15 protein-coding genes and 1 pseudogene are annotated in these 14,427 nt (G+C 53.3%); 12 read left to right on the forward strand and 4 right to left on the reverse strand.

Annotation, left to right across the window (positions count from 1 at the left end; translation table 11 throughout):
- Positions 1 to 115: 115 nt before the first annotated feature.
- Genes NQ230_RS11420 through silA form a run of 4 tightly spaced genes read left to right on the forward strand, consistent with a single transcriptional unit; the run spans position 116 to position 6,284 of the window.
- Positions 116 to 1,501 carry an efflux transporter outer membrane subunit gene (locus NQ230_RS11420; RefSeq protein WP_257257764.1) on the forward strand — a complete coding sequence of 462 codons (1,386 nt, stop codon included), beginning with the start codon at positions 116 to 118 and terminating at the stop codon, positions 1,499 to 1,501.
- Positions 1,502 to 1,529: 28 nt separating this feature from the next.
- Positions 1,530 to 1,871 (forward strand): cation efflux system protein CusF, encoded by a 342-nt coding sequence (gene cusF / locus NQ230_RS11425; protein ID WP_257257765.1) that lies wholly within the window; start codon positions 1,530 to 1,532, stop codon positions 1,869 to 1,871.
- A gap of 11 nt (positions 1,872 to 1,882) precedes the next feature.
- Entirely contained in the window at positions 1,883 to 3,133 is a 1,251-nt protein-coding gene (locus tag NQ230_RS11430) for an efflux RND transporter periplasmic adaptor subunit (RefSeq protein WP_257257766.1), read from the forward strand.
- A gap of 10 nt (positions 3,134 to 3,143) precedes the next feature.
- Positions 3,144 to 6,284 carry a Cu(+)/Ag(+) efflux RND transporter permease subunit SilA gene (silA, locus tag NQ230_RS11435; RefSeq protein WP_257261336.1) on the forward strand — a complete coding sequence of 1,047 codons (3,141 nt, stop codon included), beginning with the start codon at positions 3,144 to 3,146 and terminating at the stop codon, positions 6,282 to 6,284.
- Positions 6,285 to 6,326: 42 nt separating this feature from the next.
- Here silA and NQ230_RS11440 read toward each other — a convergent pair whose 3' ends face one another.
- Positions 6,327 to 6,542, reverse strand: coding sequence for a hypothetical protein (locus NQ230_RS11440; RefSeq protein ID WP_257257767.1), 216 nt, complete (start codon positions 6,540 to 6,542; stop codon positions 6,327 to 6,329).
- A 26-nt stretch (positions 6,543 to 6,568) separates the two neighbouring features.
- Here NQ230_RS11440 and NQ230_RS11445 point away from each other — a divergent pair.
- Positions 6,569 to 6,820: pseudogene (locus tag NQ230_RS11445) on the forward strand (PcoE/SilE family metal-binding protein); the annotation flags it as partial.
- A gap of 272 nt (positions 6,821 to 7,092) precedes the next feature.
- On the opposite strand, the gene NQ230_RS11450 reads toward NQ230_RS11445, so the two are convergent.
- A complete protein-coding gene (locus NQ230_RS11450) occupies positions 7,093 to 8,001 on the reverse strand; it encodes a LysR family transcriptional regulator (protein WP_257257768.1) in 909 nt (302 codons plus the stop codon).
- Between the two features lie 94 nt (positions 8,002 to 8,095).
- Here NQ230_RS11450 and NQ230_RS11455 point away from each other — a divergent pair, with 94 nt between their 5' ends.
- The 5 genes from NQ230_RS11455 to NQ230_RS11475 all read left to right on the forward strand — a co-directional run bounded on the left by NQ230_RS11455 (position 8,096) and on the right by NQ230_RS11475 (position 10,910).
- The gene (locus tag NQ230_RS11455) at positions 8,096 to 9,058 is read left to right on the forward strand and encodes an NAD-dependent epimerase/dehydratase family protein (protein WP_257257769.1); all 963 of its coding nucleotides are present in this window, start codon (positions 8,096 to 8,098) and stop codon (positions 9,056 to 9,058) included.
- A gap of 81 nt (positions 9,059 to 9,139) precedes the next feature.
- Complete coding sequence (locus NQ230_RS11460) at positions 9,140 to 9,583, forward strand: PACE efflux transporter (RefSeq protein ID WP_257257770.1); 444 nt, start codon at positions 9,140 to 9,142, stop codon at positions 9,581 to 9,583.
- Positions 9,584 to 9,654: 71 nt separating this feature from the next.
- Positions 9,655 to 10,008 (forward strand): hypothetical protein, encoded by a 354-nt coding sequence (locus tag NQ230_RS11465; protein WP_257257771.1) that lies wholly within the window; start codon positions 9,655 to 9,657, stop codon positions 10,006 to 10,008.
- Between the two features lie 13 nt (positions 10,009 to 10,021).
- On the forward strand, positions 10,022 to 10,450 hold the full coding sequence (locus NQ230_RS11470; protein WP_257257772.1) for a DUF4354 family protein: 429 nt from the start codon (positions 10,022 to 10,024) through the stop codon (positions 10,448 to 10,450).
- Positions 10,451 to 10,538: 88 nt separating this feature from the next.
- Positions 10,539 to 10,910: a VOC family protein gene (locus NQ230_RS11475; protein WP_257257773.1), complete on the forward strand. Its 372-nt coding sequence runs from the start codon at positions 10,539 to 10,541 to the stop codon at positions 10,908 to 10,910.
- 12 nt (positions 10,911 to 10,922) lie between these two features.
- Here the strand turns inward: NQ230_RS11475 and NQ230_RS11480 are convergent, their stop codons facing one another.
- The gene (locus tag NQ230_RS11480; RefSeq protein WP_257261337.1) at positions 10,923 to 11,690 is read right to left on the reverse strand and encodes a DeoR/GlpR family DNA-binding transcription regulator; all 768 of its coding nucleotides are present in this window, start codon (positions 11,688 to 11,690) and stop codon (positions 10,923 to 10,925) included.
- 86 nt (positions 11,691 to 11,776) lie between these two features.
- Here NQ230_RS11480 and NQ230_RS11485 point away from each other — a divergent pair, with 86 nt between their 5' ends.
- Complete coding sequence (locus NQ230_RS11485) at positions 11,777 to 12,361, forward strand: NUDIX hydrolase (RefSeq protein ID WP_121423740.1); 585 nt, start codon at positions 11,777 to 11,779, stop codon at positions 12,359 to 12,361.
- An 83-nt stretch (positions 12,362 to 12,444) separates the two neighbouring features.
- Positions 12,445 to 13,203: a trans-aconitate 2-methyltransferase gene (gene tam, locus NQ230_RS11490; RefSeq protein WP_257257774.1), complete on the forward strand. Its 759-nt coding sequence runs from the start codon at positions 12,445 to 12,447 to the stop codon at positions 13,201 to 13,203.
- Between the two features lie 6 nt (positions 13,204 to 13,209).
- On the opposite strand, the gene NQ230_RS11495 is transcribed toward tam, so the two are convergent.
- Positions 13,210 to 14,400, reverse strand: coding sequence for a cytochrome c biogenesis protein/redoxin (locus NQ230_RS11495; protein ID WP_257257775.1), 1,191 nt, complete (start codon positions 14,398 to 14,400; stop codon positions 13,210 to 13,212).
- Positions 14,401 to 14,427: the final 27 nt, after the last annotated feature.

The following is a 14,427-nucleotide window of genomic DNA, read 5'->3' on the forward strand; positions in this document are numbered from 1 at the left end:
CCGTTAACAATGACTTACGCTAAAAATGACAACATTGTCATTATCCTGTCACCCGTCAAACAGGATGCGTTTCGTAGAGTAGCCCTAAATTACTCTGGACTTCATTTGAACCGTTATGTTCCTGTTAAAACGACTAAGCATCAGCACGGTATTTATTCTGGCAGGCTGCGTCTCGCTGGCCCCAGAGTACCAGCGGCCGGAAGCACCTGTACCGCAGCAGTTTTCGCTCTCCCGTAACGGCCTGACGCCCGCGGCCGCGGGGTATCAGGACACCGGCTGGCGACGCTTTTTTGTCGATCCTCAGGTTGCCGGGCTGATTACGGAAGCCCTGAAGAACAATCGCGATATCAAAATGGCCGCCCTGAAGGTTGAGGAAGCCCGGGCGCAGTTCAACGTGACGGATGCGGATCGTTATCCTCAGCTGAATGCCTCCTCGGGTATCACGTACAGCGGTGGGCTAAAAAGTGACAAACCTACTTCACAGCAGTACGACGCGGGTCTTACGCTGAGCTACGAGCTCGACTTTTTCGGCAAGCTGAAAAACATGAGCGATGCTGACCGACAAAACTATTTCGCCAGCGAAGAGGCCCGTCGCGCGGTGCATATCCTGCTCGTCTCTAACGTGTCGCAGAGCTATTTCAACCAGCAGCTGGCGTATAAACAGCTGCGTGTCGCGCGGGAAACGCTGAAAAATTACCAGCAGTCTTATGCGTTCGTTGAGCAGCAGCTGGTGACGGGCAGCACGAACGTCCTGGCGCTGGAACAGGCGCGGGGACAGATCGAAAGCACGCGGGCAGATATTGCCAAAAGAGAGGGAGAGCTGGCGCAGGCCAATAATGCCCTGCAGCTGGTCCTCGGCACGTATCGCGCACTGCCGGGCGATAGCGGCATGAATGCCACCGACGTTGCGCCGGTAAAACTGCCACCCCATCTTTCCTCAGCGATACTGCTGCAGCGCCCGGATATTATGGAGGCGGAGTATCAGCTTAAAGCGGCCGATGCGAATATCGGCGCGGTACGTGCTGCCTTTTTCCCGTCCATATCACTCACCAGCGGGCTTTCAACCGGCAGCACGGAGTTGTCCAGCCTGTTCACGTCAGGTAGCGGGATGTGGAATTTTATTCCTAAAATCGACATTCCCATTTTTAATGCGGGCAGAAATAAGGCCAACCTGAAGCTGGCCGAAATTCGCCAGCAGCAGTCGGTTGTTAATTACGAACAAAAAATTCAGTCCGCCTTTAAACAGGTTGCCGACGCGCTCGCGCTGCGTGACAGCATTAACCAGCAGCTTGCTGCGCAGCAGCGGTATCTTGATTCGCTACGCATCACCCTGCAGCGGGCCAGAGGGTTATATTCCAGCGGCGCGGTCAGCTATATCGAAGTGCTTGACGCGGAACGTTCTCTTTTCTCCACGCAGCAAAATATTCTCGATCTTATTTATGCCCGGCAGGTTAATGAAATTAATCTCTTCACCGCGCTCGGCGGCGGTTGGGTCGAATAACGTTATTTAATTAAACAGGAAAATAAATATGCGCAATTCAATTAAGGCTGTTGTATTCGGTGCGATCTCCATTATGTTTTCTGCCGGTATCCAGGCTGAGGCTCATCAGCACAAGGGAATGAGTTCTACCAACGAAGGGACCTCAGAGCAACTCATCACCGGGACCGGCATCGTGAAGGACATTGATCTCACAAATAAAAAAGTCACGATTTCTCATGAGGCTATCCCGGCGATTGGCTGGCCCGCGATGACCATGCGTTTCACCTTTATTCAGGCTGACGAGAGTATCAATGCCTTAAAAGTCGGCAGTCACGTTGATTTTTCGTTTGTTCAGCAGGGCAATATCTCTTTACTGAAGAGCATTAAATAGCGAGAAACGGCATGGACTCATTAAAAATAAAATATTCTGCCATGATAGTCAGCAGCCTAATTGCGGGAGGGCTAATATCGGTGACGGCCTGGCAGGCTCTTCATTCATCTGTAAAAACGGAAAATAGCGCACCAGAAAGAAAGGTACTTTTCTGGTATGACCCGATGAAGCCAGACGTTAAATTCGATAAGCCCGGTAAATCGCCGTTTATGGATATGGATCTGGTACCGAAATATGCGGATGAAAACGACAATAAAAGTAGTGCCGGTATCCGTATTGACCCGACACAGGTTCAGAACCTGGGATTAAAAACGCAAAAGGTGACGCGCGGAACGCTGAATTATGCCCAGACCATCCCGGCTAACGTCAGCTATAACGACTATCAGTTTGTCATTGTGCAGGCGCGCGCGGAAGGCTTTGTGGAGAAAGTGTACCCGCTGACGACGGGCGATAAGGTGAAGAAAGGCACGCCGCTTATTGATATTACCATTCCTGACTGGGTAGAGGCGCAGAGCGAGTTTCTGCTGTTATCCGGCACCGGCGGAACGCCAACGCAAATAAAAGGGGTTCTGGAACGGCTTCGCCTGGCGGGTATGCCGGATGAGGATATTCAGAGGCTGCGTGCGACCCGCACTATCCAGACCCGGTTTACCATCAAGGCGCCGATCGACGGGGTGATCACGGCCTTTGACCTGCGTACCGGCATGAATATTTCCAAAGATAAGGTGGTAGCGCAAATTCAGGGGATGGATCCGGTCTGGATCGGCGCGGCAGTGCCTGAATCCATTGCTTATCTGCTGAAAGATACCTCGCAGTTTACCGTTTCGATACCGGCTTATCCGGATAAATCCTTCCCGGTTGAAAAATGGAGCCTTCTGCCGAGCGTGGATCCGACCACCCGTACGCTGCAGGTGCGCCTGCAGGTCGCTAACAAGGATGAGCTGCTGAAACCGGGCATGAACGCGTACCTGAAGCTGAATACCCAAAGCCAGGAAATGCTGCTGATCCCCTCCCAGGCCGTTATCGATACCGGCAAAGAACAGCGCGTGATTACGGTTGATGCGGACGGGAATTTTGTCCCGAAAAGGATCCACGTTCTGCATGAGTCTCAGCAGCAGTCCGGCATTGGTAGCGGACTGGAAGAGGGGGAGTCGGTGGTGGTCAGCGGTCTGTTCCTGATTGACTCGGAGGCCAATATTACCGGCGCGCTGGAGCGCATGCGCCACGCTGAAACTGCTGACGACGCGCATTCTGGTCATTAAGGAGACGATGATGATTGAATGGATTATCCGGCGGTCAGTCGCCAACCGTTTCCTGGTCATGATGGGGGCGCTGTTCCTCAGCGTCTGGGGGACATGGACCATTATCAACACCCCGGTCGATGCCTTGCCCGATCTCTCTGACGTTCAGGTGATTATCAAAACCAGCTATCCCGGCCAGGCCCCTCAGATTGTTGAAAACCAGGTGACCTATCCACTGACTACCACCATGCTCTCGGTTCCCGGCGCAAAGACCGTGCGCGGTTTTTCGCAGTTTGGCGATTCGTACGTGTACGTCATTTTTGAAGATGGCACCGATTTGTACTGGGCCCGTTCGCGCGTTCTGGAATATCTGAACCAGGTTCAGGGCAAACTGCCTGCCGGCGTGAGCTCAGAAATCGGTCCTGATGCCACCGGCGTGGGCTGGATATTTGAGTATGCGCTGGTGGATCGCAGCGGAAAACACGATCTCGCAGAGTTGCGTTCGTTACAGGACTGGTTCCTGAAATTTGAGCTGAAAACTATCCCGAACGTGGCCGAAGTGGCCTCCGTCGGCGGCGTGGTGAAGCAGTATCAGATCCAGGTCAATCCGTTAAAACTGGCTCAGTACGGCATTAGTCTGCCGGAGGTTAAGCAGGCCCTCGAGTCGTCTAACCAGGAGGCAGGAGGATCGTCAGTTGAAATGGCGGAAGCGGAGTATATGGTCCGGGCCAGCGGCTATCTGCAGACGATGGACGATTTCAATAACATCGTCCTGAAAACCGGAGAGAGCGGGGTACCGATTTACCTTCGTGATGTTGCCCGCGTACAAACGGGGCCGGAAATGCGGCGCGGTATTGCCGAGCTGAACGGGCAGGGGGAAGTTGCGGGTGGCGTGGTGATCCTGCGTTCGGGCAAAAATGCGCGCGAGGTCATTACGGCGGTGAAAGATAAGCTGGAGACGCTGAAGGCCAGCCTGCCGGAAGGCGTTGAGATTGTGACGACCTACGATCGCAGCCAGCTCATCGATCGGGCAATCGACAACCTGAGTTCCAAGCTGCTTGAAGAGTTTATCGTGGTGGCCATCGTCTGCGCGCTGTTCCTGTGGCACGTTCGCTCTGCGCTGGTGGCGATTATCTCTCTGCCGCTTGGCCTGTGTATGGCCTTTATCGTCATGCACTTCCAGGGACTGAACGCCAATATTATGTCCCTGGGAGGCATTGCCATTGCGGTCGGTGCGATGGTGGATGCCGCCATCGTCATGATTGAAAACGCGCACAAGCGGCTGGAGGAGTGGGATCACCAGCATCCGGGAGAGCAGATTGATAACGCCACGCGCTGGAAGGTGATCACCAACGCCTCTGTCGAGGTTGGCCCCGCGCTGTTTATCAGCCTGCTGATCATCACCTTATCCTTCATTCCTGTCTTTACCCTAGAGGGCCAGGAAGGGCGGCTGTTTGGTCCGCTGGCCTTCACCAAAACGTACTCCATGGCGGGCGCGGCCGCGCTGGCTATCATCGTTATCCCCATCCTGATGGGATTCTGGATCCGGGGTAAGATTCCCGCTGAGACCAGTAACCCATTGAACAGGCTGCTGATTAAAGCCTACCACCCGCTACTGATTAAGGTGCTCCACTGGCCAAAAACAACCCTGCTGGTTGCGGCCTTGTCCATCTTCACGGTGATCTGGCCTCTCAGCCAGGTGGGCGGCGAGTTCCTTCCGAAGATTAATGAAGGCGATCTGCTGTATATGCCGTCAACATTGCCGGGCGTTTCTCCGGCAGAAGCAGCGGCGCTCCTGCAGACCACGGACAAACTGATCAAAACCGTGCCTGAGGTGGCCTCAGTTTTCGGCAAGACGGGTAAGGCCGAAACGGCTACGGATTCCGCGCCGCTCGAAATGGTGGAAACCACCATTCAGCTCAAACCTGAGAATGAGTGGCGGCCCGGCATGACGATTGACAAGATTATTGACGAGCTCGACAAGACCGTTCGTTTACCCGGCCTGGCGAACCTCTGGGTTCCGCCTATTCGTAACCGGATAGACATGCTTTCCACCGGGATCAAAAGCCCGATTGGTATCAAGGTGTCAGGTACCGTTCTGTCGGATATTGATGCCACGGCGCAGAGCATCGAGGCGGTAGCCAAAACGGTGCCGGGCGTGGTGTCTGCCCTGGCTGAACGACTGGAGGGCGGGCGCTACATTGATGTCGATATCAACCGGGAAAAAGCCTCCCGCTACGGGATGACCGTGGGCGATGTGCAGCTCTTTGTCTCCTCGGCCATCGGCGGGGCGACGGTGGGTGAAACGGTGGAAGGCGTCGCCCGATACCCGATTAATATTCGCTATCCTCAGGACTACCGGAACAGCCCGAGCGCGTTGAAGCAGATGCCGATCCTCACGCCGATGAAACAGCAGATCACGCTGGGGGATGTGGCGGATATCAACGTGGTTTCCGGCCCCACGATGCTGAAAACGGAGAATGCCCGACCTGCGAGCTGGATTTATATCGATGCCCGCGGCAGGGATATGGTGTCGGTGGTGAACGACATTAAGACCGCTATCAGCCAGAACGTAAAGCTGAGACCGGGTACCAGCGTCTCATTCTCCGGACAGTTTGAGCTGCTCGAGCACGCCAACAAGAAACTGAAGCTGATGGTGCCGATGACGGTGATGATCATCTTCATTCTGCTGTATCTGGCGTTCCGCCGGGTTGATGAAGCTCTGTTGATTCTGATGAGCCTGCCGTTCGCCCTGGTGGGAGGGATATGGTTCCTGTACTGGCAGGGCTTCCATATGTCTGTGGCAACCGGTACCGGGTTTATCGCTCTGGCCGGGGTGGCGGCAGAATTTGGGGTGGTCATGCTGATGTATTTGCGTCATGCCGTTGAAGCACAGCCGGCGTTATCCCATCGGGAAACGTTCACCGAGCAGGGACTTGATGACGCTCTTTATCATGGCGCCGTGCTGCGCGTGCGGCCAAAGGCAATGACCGTTGCGGTGATTATTGCCGGTCTGCTGCCCATTCTGTGGGGGACCGGTGCCGGGTCAGAGGTCATGAGCCGGATAGCGGCACCGATGATTGGCGGGATGATCACGGCTCCGCTGCTATCGCTGTTTATTATTCCTGCGGCGTATAAGTTAATTTGGTTGCGCAGGCATAAAAAGCCATAAAAAAACCCGCCAGCGATGGCGGGTTTTTTACGGAATGAACGCTTAGCGCGCTGTTTTAGCACGCGTCTGGCTGAGAAGCTTGCGCCAGGCACGATTATGCAGAGTAAACAGCAGCATCTTATAGAAGGCGGAGGAAAGGATACAGCTGCCGCTAAGCAGTAGCATGACGATACTCACTAGCGCCGCGGTCAGACTGACGCCCGGAGCAGTGCTACCGCTCAGCGCGACTAGCAGATAGGCTGCTGGCGGTTTCTGCATCCAGCTGGGCTGCAGAGACAAACAACCACGAACAGGCAGCAATGTCCCATGACATGATGCAAAGCAACTCATCAAATTCGAGCCAGAGCATGGCGGAAATGCATAAGGAGATGATCAAAACCCGTCCATGCGGTACTAACGAAACAGCGGCGTCTTTTTCCGCGATGAATGAACACGAGAAAGCGGCGATTGCACACGAGACGGCGAATAACGGCCAGTCTTCGTTCAGCCATCAGCAGCAGGCGCAACAACATCGTCGCCAGATGACAGAGAATTAATCCGCTGCGAAGTCTCTCATTGATTATTGACGTTACTGATACGCTCCTTAAAAAAGGGGCGTATGTCTATGGGGAAGGCCGCATTATCACGTAGGGAATTGAGGACTGGGGTATTGGCATATTGCATTTAACATAATATACATTATGCGCACTAATATGAAGTAAGGCGGAATCTGGTGTTTTGTGGACATCCTTGCCTGAATGATAATGGCCTCTGAGCGTGTCTTCTCAAGTGCTGTTATCGTCACGCTGATCATCTCACAGTGCATGGCTTACCGTTTTGCCCTGTTGATATAATCCTGTAAACCCTCAGCAAGAAAATCAAACACCGTTTTACAGGCCTGGCTATGGCGTAAATCCTCATGCATCACCAGCCAGGTGTCGAGATGAAATGCAAAGAAATCAGGCATTATCCTCTGTAACGGCGGAGAAAAATCGGCGAGCTGCACCTGACACATACCGATACCTGCCCCGGCGCGTATGAGGTTTAATTGCGCAACATCACTGTCGGTTCGCACGGTAAACAGTTCGCGGTTTAGCTGTGGGTACTGTTTAAGCGCCTGTAAAATAAAGGGCGTTAAATTATCGAAACCCACGAGCGTATGGGTAAATAACTCATCAATATTTTCCGGTACACCGTGTCGTGACAGATAGGCTGTCGCGGCATGCAGACCTATTTCTATCCTGCCCATCCGACGTGCAATCAATTGCTCCTGCACCGGTGTGGTCATGCGTACAGCAATGTCCGCTTCCCGGTTCAGTAAATCCTGAACGCGATTAGACAGAACCAGCTCAACGGTTATTTGCGGGTATTCTTCCTTTATATGTGCGATCACCGGAGGCAGAACCTCGGTGCCGATGATTTCACTGGCGGCGACGCGCACCACGCCTCGTAATCCGGTTGCGCCGGAGCTGAAACTGGCAGCCGACCGCTCAATCATCATGGCCGTATTTTCCATCGCTTGCGCATGGCCCTTCAGCTCGACGGCTGCATCCGTTGCCTGCAATCCCGTCTGCGAACGGGTGAATAAAACAAGACCGAGGGCTGTTTCCAGTGCCGCAATATGACGTCCGGCGGTTGGCTGGGTGATGGCAAGCCTGCGGGCGGCCCCTGACAGAGACCCTTCTTTCATCACGGCCAAAAAGGTGCGATACCATTCCCACGGAATATTTAGCTTCATACAAATATGCATACCTGCTGGCTTATATTATGCAATTACATTTAGCCCGTGTGCTCATTAAGATGTCAAGCAGATAACCAACAAGGGTAAGACGATGAAAAGCACAAATAAGGTACTGATACTGGGCGCAACGGGTGGGAGCGGTGGCGAAATTGCCCGTAAATTGATCCGTGACGAATGGGATGTACGTGCCTTGCGTCGCAGCGTTCCGGAAAATGACGCACACAGCAAAAGCATTACGTGGATAAGCGGCGATGCGCAGAATGCTGAGCAGGTTGAGGCCGCGGCGTCAGAATGCAGCGTGATTGTCCATGCCGTTAACCCGCCGGGTTATCGAAACTGGGAACAGCTGGTTTTGCCCATGCTGCATAATACCATCAGCGCAGCAGAGCGAAACGGCGCATTAATCGTTCTGCCGGGGACGATTTATAACTACGGTCCGGATGCTTTTCCCCTGTTACGCGAGGATTCCCCTCAGAATCCGGTTACCCGAAAAGGAGCCATACGCGTGCAAATGGAGAAAAAGCTCGCAGCCTATGCACAGCGTGGCGGAAAGGTGCTGATTTTGCGGGCTGGCGACTTTTTTGGTCCCCATGCTGGTAACAACTGGTTTTCACAGGGATTAGTCAAACCGGGGCATCCACCGAAGGTAATTAAAAACCCCGGGAAAATCGGCGCAGGCCATCAGTGGGCTTATCTGCCGGATGTCGCCGAAACGCTCGCAGCACTGCTGGCGCGTCGGGATGAGCTCGAGCCGTTTGCCAGTTTCCATATGCGCGGGCATTGGGATCCTGATGGGACAGAGATGACCGCAGCCATAAAGCACGTCGCGATGCGTGCCGGTATTAAGGCGAAGGTGAAGTCATTTCCCTGGTGGCTTATCTCCACGATGAGTCCCTTTAACGCTACGCTGCATGAAATGCGGGAGATGCGCTATCTTTGGGAGCAGACAATAGAGATGGATAATTCAAAACTGATTGCCTTTTTAGGCCATGAACCGCAGACCCCTCTTATTGAGGCCGTGCATTCCACATTAGCGGGTCTGGGCTGTATTTAACATAATCCTAACCTGCACGTTTAGAAAGAGTTGAACGATATCTGATATACTTCAGCTTTTGAAAAACGCAGCCCTAAGCAAATGGAAATTGAATTAAATAAAAGTATTAAAGAGAGAATCTTCCATGCTGTCATTTTTGAAGTGATAGCTAACGTTATCATCGCGCTGTCGCTTGCCTGGCTGATGAACGTGTCGATACTCCAGTCAGGCTCCCTGTCCGTTATATCTGCACTTACCGCAACGGCCTGGAATTTTGTATTTAATAAACTCTTTGACTCCCTGCAAAAAAAACATCAGTTTCAACGAACATTTCTCGTTCGTGCTATCCATGCGGTGGGTTTTGAAACAGGACTGATCGTCACCCTAATCCCCGTCGCGATGGTTATGCTGGATTTATCCATGACTGAGGCATTTTTCGTTGAGATTGGTCTGGTACTGTTTTTCCTGCCATACACAATGCTGTTTAACTGGCTATACGACTACCTGCGGTGGATATTTGTTGGACGGAAACGGGTTGCTATGTAGCGGTTGTGCGTTATAGCGCACAGTGGTAAACTGGCCTTCTTGATTGACAATCAGCAGTGAGGCGCCGCTTTATGAATAAACTTCTTATACTCTTCCCCGCTCTATGTTTAAGTGGTTGCGTGGATCTGGGTAAAGTTGGAACGCATCCGGAAGTGGCATCCTTCTATATCAATCATCCCAAAGGCCAGGTTGCAGATTGCCTCATGTACGCATCATCCAGAGAACATTTATCGCTGGAATTTGATGATACCCTTCCTGATGGTAGCGAAAGATATAATCTCAAGGATAGCGATTATACCGATGTTGCCTGGGTCGAAGTCAGTACATTCAGCGGAAAACAGACTTCCGTTGAATTTTATTATGCACCTCACGATCCTGGGTTGCTTAACTCAATTCTTTCTATAGTGGATCAGTGTAAAAAATGAAGAGGAAAATAAAATGCAAAGTCTCCTGATTAAAGGAGTTTGTCTTGCGTTAGCGTTGTCCGCCGCCGGAACGGCTCAGGCCGTTGAGAAAGAGAGCCATGGCGACAAGTTTACCGGGATCACTATTTTTGCTCAAAAAGAGTCTCAGGGAAGCCAATGGAACAGTGCAACGGGCGAAGCGAAATACATGGTCAGCTATAAGGTGACACTGGATAACGCGTCGGGTAAAAGTATTGAGCCGGGCAAAGATAATAAAATATGTTTCTTCCTGTTTGATAAAACCGGAAAAACATTTATGAGCACCGGTATTGAGCTGGATATGTTGAAAAAATATGAACCGCGGGACAACAGAACAGGAGTGGTTTATTTTTCCAGTTCAAACCCTGACGTTTTAAATATGCCATTTGTCCGTTTCGGCATCGGAAAAGACTGCATAAATTGATGCCTGTCACATTGACGCCTTCTTTAGCATGTTCGCCCCCACTCTCCTTCTATACTCGTTATTTCTCTATCTCGTAAAGGAAGGAACCATGTTCGATCATGTGAAATTTGGCGTCAGTGATTATGAAAAAAGCAAAACCTTCTTTCTCCAGGCACTTCAACCGCTTGGTGTCGAACTTATCGATGAAGGCACGCCAGAATACGGTGTCGAAATGAGCTCAGGCGACGTTTCGCTCTGTCTTTTTCAGTCAAATGATAAACCTACTCCTCTGCATCTGGCGTTTGTGGCCAACACGCGCCAGCAGGTCGATGCGTTTTACCATGCCGCCCTGCGCGCCGGAGGACGTGATAACGGCGGGCCGGGGTTGAGGTCATACGGTGAAAATTACTATGCCGCATTTGTCATCTCGCCTGATGGCCACAATATCGAGGCGGTGTGCCATGCGCCGGAGCGCGTGTAGCTCAAGGCTTCTTCATTCACTCTCTGAGGTCAACACGACGGAAACCCCCTTTTCCGATACCGCGCGGATCCACTCCTTATCGGTATTGTCTTCAACGACGATGGTGTTCACCGATGACACATCGCCAATCACAAACGAAGACGCTGTGTTGATCTTTTCCGGAGAAGCCAGCACAACCGTCTCCGCGGCTCTGCCGGAAAATGCACGTTTGATGCACGCTTCTTCGAAATCACCGGTGGTCAGCCCCGCGTCGGGGTGAATACCGGTCACGCCCATAAAGAACAGGTCTGCATGAATATTTTCGATACCTTCGATGGCCGCAACGCCGACCGCAACGATAGAGTGCTTATACAAACGACCGCCGATCAGAATCACCTCAATGAACGGATGATCGACAAGCCCCAGGGCAATGCTCGGGCTGTGCGTTACCACCGTGATGCGTAGGTCTGCCGGTAAAAACGTAATCAGCTCCGATGTCGTCGTGCCACCGTCGACGATCACCACCTGGCCTGATGAAATCAGCTGCGCGCCTTTGCGGGCGACCCGTTTTTTCGCATCCATTTTCACGGATTGTCGTTCAGCAAAGGGCGCAATCGCGGAAGATGCCGGAAGCGCGCCGCCGTGAACGCGCTGCAAACGCCCTTCTGCCGCCAGCTCGCGTAAATCACGCCTGATGGTGTCTTCAGAGACGTCAAAGAACATGCTGAGCGCTTTTGACTGGACCTGACCTTCGGCGCCGAGCTTTTCGAGGATCAATTGTTTTCGCTGACTGGTGAGCATCATGAATTCCTGATGTTGCATGTTTTATCTTGAATGTGCACGATAATGCTGTTTATGATAATTACTCTACGTAAGGAGGAACAAACGTGCAATCAAAACGTGCAGATGTGCGCATCATTGACAGTGAAACGCTGTCAGATAACTGGTACGTTCTTAAAAAATACACCTTCGACCTGCAGCGGCGTGACGGCGAGTGGCAGCGTCAGCATCGGGAAGTCTACGACCGTGGGAACGGCGCGACGATTCTGCTCTACAACCGTGATAAAAAGACGGTGATCCTGACCCGCCAGTTCCGCTTCCCCGTCTTTATCAACGGCCATGAGGGCGATTTAATCGAAGCCGCTGCGGGGTTGCTGGACAATATGGATCCCGAAAGCCGCATAAAAGCAGAGGCGGAAGAAGAGACCGGATTCCACGTTTCACGCGTGCAGAAAATCTTTGAAGCCTATATGAGCCCGGGCTCCGTCACGGAAAAGCTCTATTTTTATCTTGCCGAGTACCAGCCGAAAGACAGAACCGGCGCAGGCGGTGGGATCAAGGCGGAAGGAGAAGATATCGACGTGCTGGAAATGACGCTTGAAGAGGCATTACGCGGCATTGAAACGGGCAAGATTGTCGACGGGAAGACTATCATGCTGCTTTATCATGTTGCGCTGAAAGGCATTCTCTAGCGTGCCGTTCTTCGGACACCTGCCGCCGTGCAGGTGTCTGCCTGTGCTATTCTTGCAGAAGCCTGCAAAACGGAGAACCGAAAATGGCCGACTGGAACCCTTCTCTTTACCTGCAATACGGCGCGGAAAGAACGCGTCCTGCCGCTGAACTGCTCGCCAGAATTCCGCTGGATGAGGTCTCCACCATCGCTGATTTAGGCTGCGGGCCAGGAAACAGCACCGCGTTGTTGAAGCATCGCTGGCCATCGGCACACATCACCGGGGTCGATAACTCCCCTGCAATGCTGGAGGAAGCACGCGGCGCGTTACCCGACTGCCATTTTGTTGAGGCCGATATCCGCCAGTACAAGCCTGGCCAGCCGCTGAACCTGATTTACGCTAACGCATCGCTACAGTGGATCCCAGACCATTACGATCTCCTGCCGCACCTTGTTTCCCTGCTCACGCTTAACGGCGTATTAGCGATCCAGATGCCTGACAACTGGCTTGAGCCCACTCACGTAGCGATGCGCGAAGTGGCGCTGGAGCAAGACTACCCTGACCGCGGCCGCGAACCTCTGCCGGGAGTGCATGCCTATTACGACATCTTGTCGGAGGCCGGCTGTGACGTGGATATCTGGCGGACAACCTATTTCCATAAAATGAACTCCCACCAGGCCATTATTGACTGGGTAAGCGCCACCGGTTTGCGCCCGTGGCTCCAGGAACTGAATGAGAGCGAGCAGAAACGGTTCCTGAAACGCTACCATGAACTGCTGGAAGAGCAGTATCCACTCCAGGAAAACGGGCAGATACTGCTGGCCTTTCCGCGGCTGTTTATTGTGGCTCAGCGTCAGCCCTGAACGGGGCTATGAACGAGCCTCTTTGAGCAGCTGCTGAATAACTTTTTCCTGCTGCTCATAATCACCTTCACCAAAGGCGGTATAGCGCAGCTGGCCTTTTGCATCGAAATAGTAATGCGCTGGCCAGTACTGGTTCCCGAACGCGTTCCAGATTTGGTAGTTGTTATCCGTCACCACCCGGTACGGCAGCTGCCATTTATTTACCGCATTTTTCACCGAGGCGAGCGGTTTTTCCCAGGGATATTCAGGGGTGTGAACCCCTATCACGACCAGACCCTGCGACTGATACTTTGTGGCCCAGTCTCGCACGTGCGGGAGCGTATGCTGGCAGTTGATGCAATCCCACGTCCAGAAATCAATCAACACCACCTTCCCTCGCAAGGATTCAGACGTGACAGGGTCACCGTTAACCCACCCTGTCCCGCCGCTTAACGAAGGCAGCTGGCTGCTGGGTTCTGCCATCACGACCGGCTGGAGTTTCACCGGCGCGGTTGCGGGTTTCGCCAGCGTCAGGAGTGTTGTCTCCAGACGGTCCGCAACGCCGTTTGCTCCTTTAAGAAGCGGAGTCATTCCTGTCGCGTTAAATACGACAGCCGCCAGCATCGCCACGCCCGCCCCCTGCCGCAGCTTTTCCATCAGCGCCGATTTTGCTCTTAGCGGCGCCATCAGAGTGCGGCCTCCTAAAACGAGCAGGCTTAACATCAGCGCGCATCCGCTGCCATAGGCCGCTAGCAGCGCGCCCGTCGCAATGGCCGAGTGGCCGGCGATATTAATGCTGAAAATGGCGCCCAGTATGGGCCCGGCGCAGGGAGACCAGAGCAGCCCAACCGCCAGCCCGGCCAGAAAAGCCGATGCCATACCGCGCGTTTTCCCGCTTCTGGCGTTGAGGACGTTTCCCGCGCTGACGGCCGGACCCGCAATACGCTGGGCGACGGACGGAAAGATTAAGGCCAGCGCGGCCGCGGCGAGAATGACGAGGGCGATCCAGCGCCCGACGATGGTTGCCTCGGCGATCCACTCGCTGGCGACGGTGACGACCATCGCCACCAGGGTGAACATCACGATCATCCCCGCGAGCAGGGCCAGAATATGGCGTCGCTGCCCCTGAAAACCAGCGAACATGAGCGGGATAACCGGGAGCGTACATGGACTGAGCAGGCTTATCATCCCGCCCAGAAAAGCGATTAACAGAAACATAGACACCTCACAATACAAGTCCTGCGA

Source organism: Enterobacter asburiae, assembly GCF_024599655.1.
Lineage (GTDB): Bacteria > Pseudomonadota > Gammaproteobacteria > Enterobacterales > Enterobacteriaceae > Enterobacter > Enterobacter asburiae_D.

Excerpts from the sequence above, each read along its gene's own strand:
- NQ230_RS11420 (WP_257257764.1), top strand. The coding sequence starts at position 116 with ATGTTCCTGTTAAAACGACTAAGCATCAGCACGGTATTTATTCTGGCA.
- cusF (WP_257257765.1), top strand. The coding sequence starts at position 1,530 with ATGCGCAATTCAATTAAGGCTGTTGTATTCGGTGCGATCTCCATTATG.
- NQ230_RS11430 (WP_257257766.1), top strand. The coding sequence starts at position 1,883 with ATGGACTCATTAAAAATAAAATATTCTGCCATGATAGTCAGCAGCCTA.
- silA (WP_257261336.1), top strand. The coding sequence starts at position 3,144 with ATGATTGAATGGATTATCCGGCGGTCAGTCGCCAACCGTTTCCTGGTC.
- NQ230_RS11440 (WP_257257767.1), bottom strand. The coding sequence starts at position 6,542 with ATGCAGAAACCGCCAGCAGCCTATCTGCTAGTCGCGCTGAGCGGTAGC.
- NQ230_RS11450 (WP_257257768.1), bottom strand. The coding sequence starts at position 8,001 with ATGAAGCTAAATATTCCGTGGGAATGGTATCGCACCTTTTTGGCCGTG.
- NQ230_RS11455 (WP_257257769.1), top strand. The coding sequence starts at position 8,096 with ATGAAAAGCACAAATAAGGTACTGATACTGGGCGCAACGGGTGGGAGC.
- NQ230_RS11460 (WP_257257770.1), top strand. The coding sequence starts at position 9,140 with ATGGAAATTGAATTAAATAAAAGTATTAAAGAGAGAATCTTCCATGCT.
- NQ230_RS11465 (WP_257257771.1), top strand. The coding sequence starts at position 9,655 with ATGAATAAACTTCTTATACTCTTCCCCGCTCTATGTTTAAGTGGTTGC.
- NQ230_RS11470 (WP_257257772.1), top strand. The coding sequence starts at position 10,022 with ATGCAAAGTCTCCTGATTAAAGGAGTTTGTCTTGCGTTAGCGTTGTCC.
- NQ230_RS11475 (WP_257257773.1), top strand. The coding sequence starts at position 10,539 with ATGTTCGATCATGTGAAATTTGGCGTCAGTGATTATGAAAAAAGCAAA.
- NQ230_RS11480 (WP_257261337.1), bottom strand. The coding sequence starts at position 11,690 with ATGCTCACCAGTCAGCGAAAACAATTGATCCTCGAAAAGCTCGGCGCC.
- tam (WP_257257774.1), top strand. The coding sequence starts at position 12,445 with ATGGCCGACTGGAACCCTTCTCTTTACCTGCAATACGGCGCGGAAAGA.
- NQ230_RS11495 (WP_257257775.1), bottom strand. The coding sequence starts at position 14,400 with ATGTTTCTGTTAATCGCTTTTCTGGGCGGGATGATAAGCCTGCTCAGT.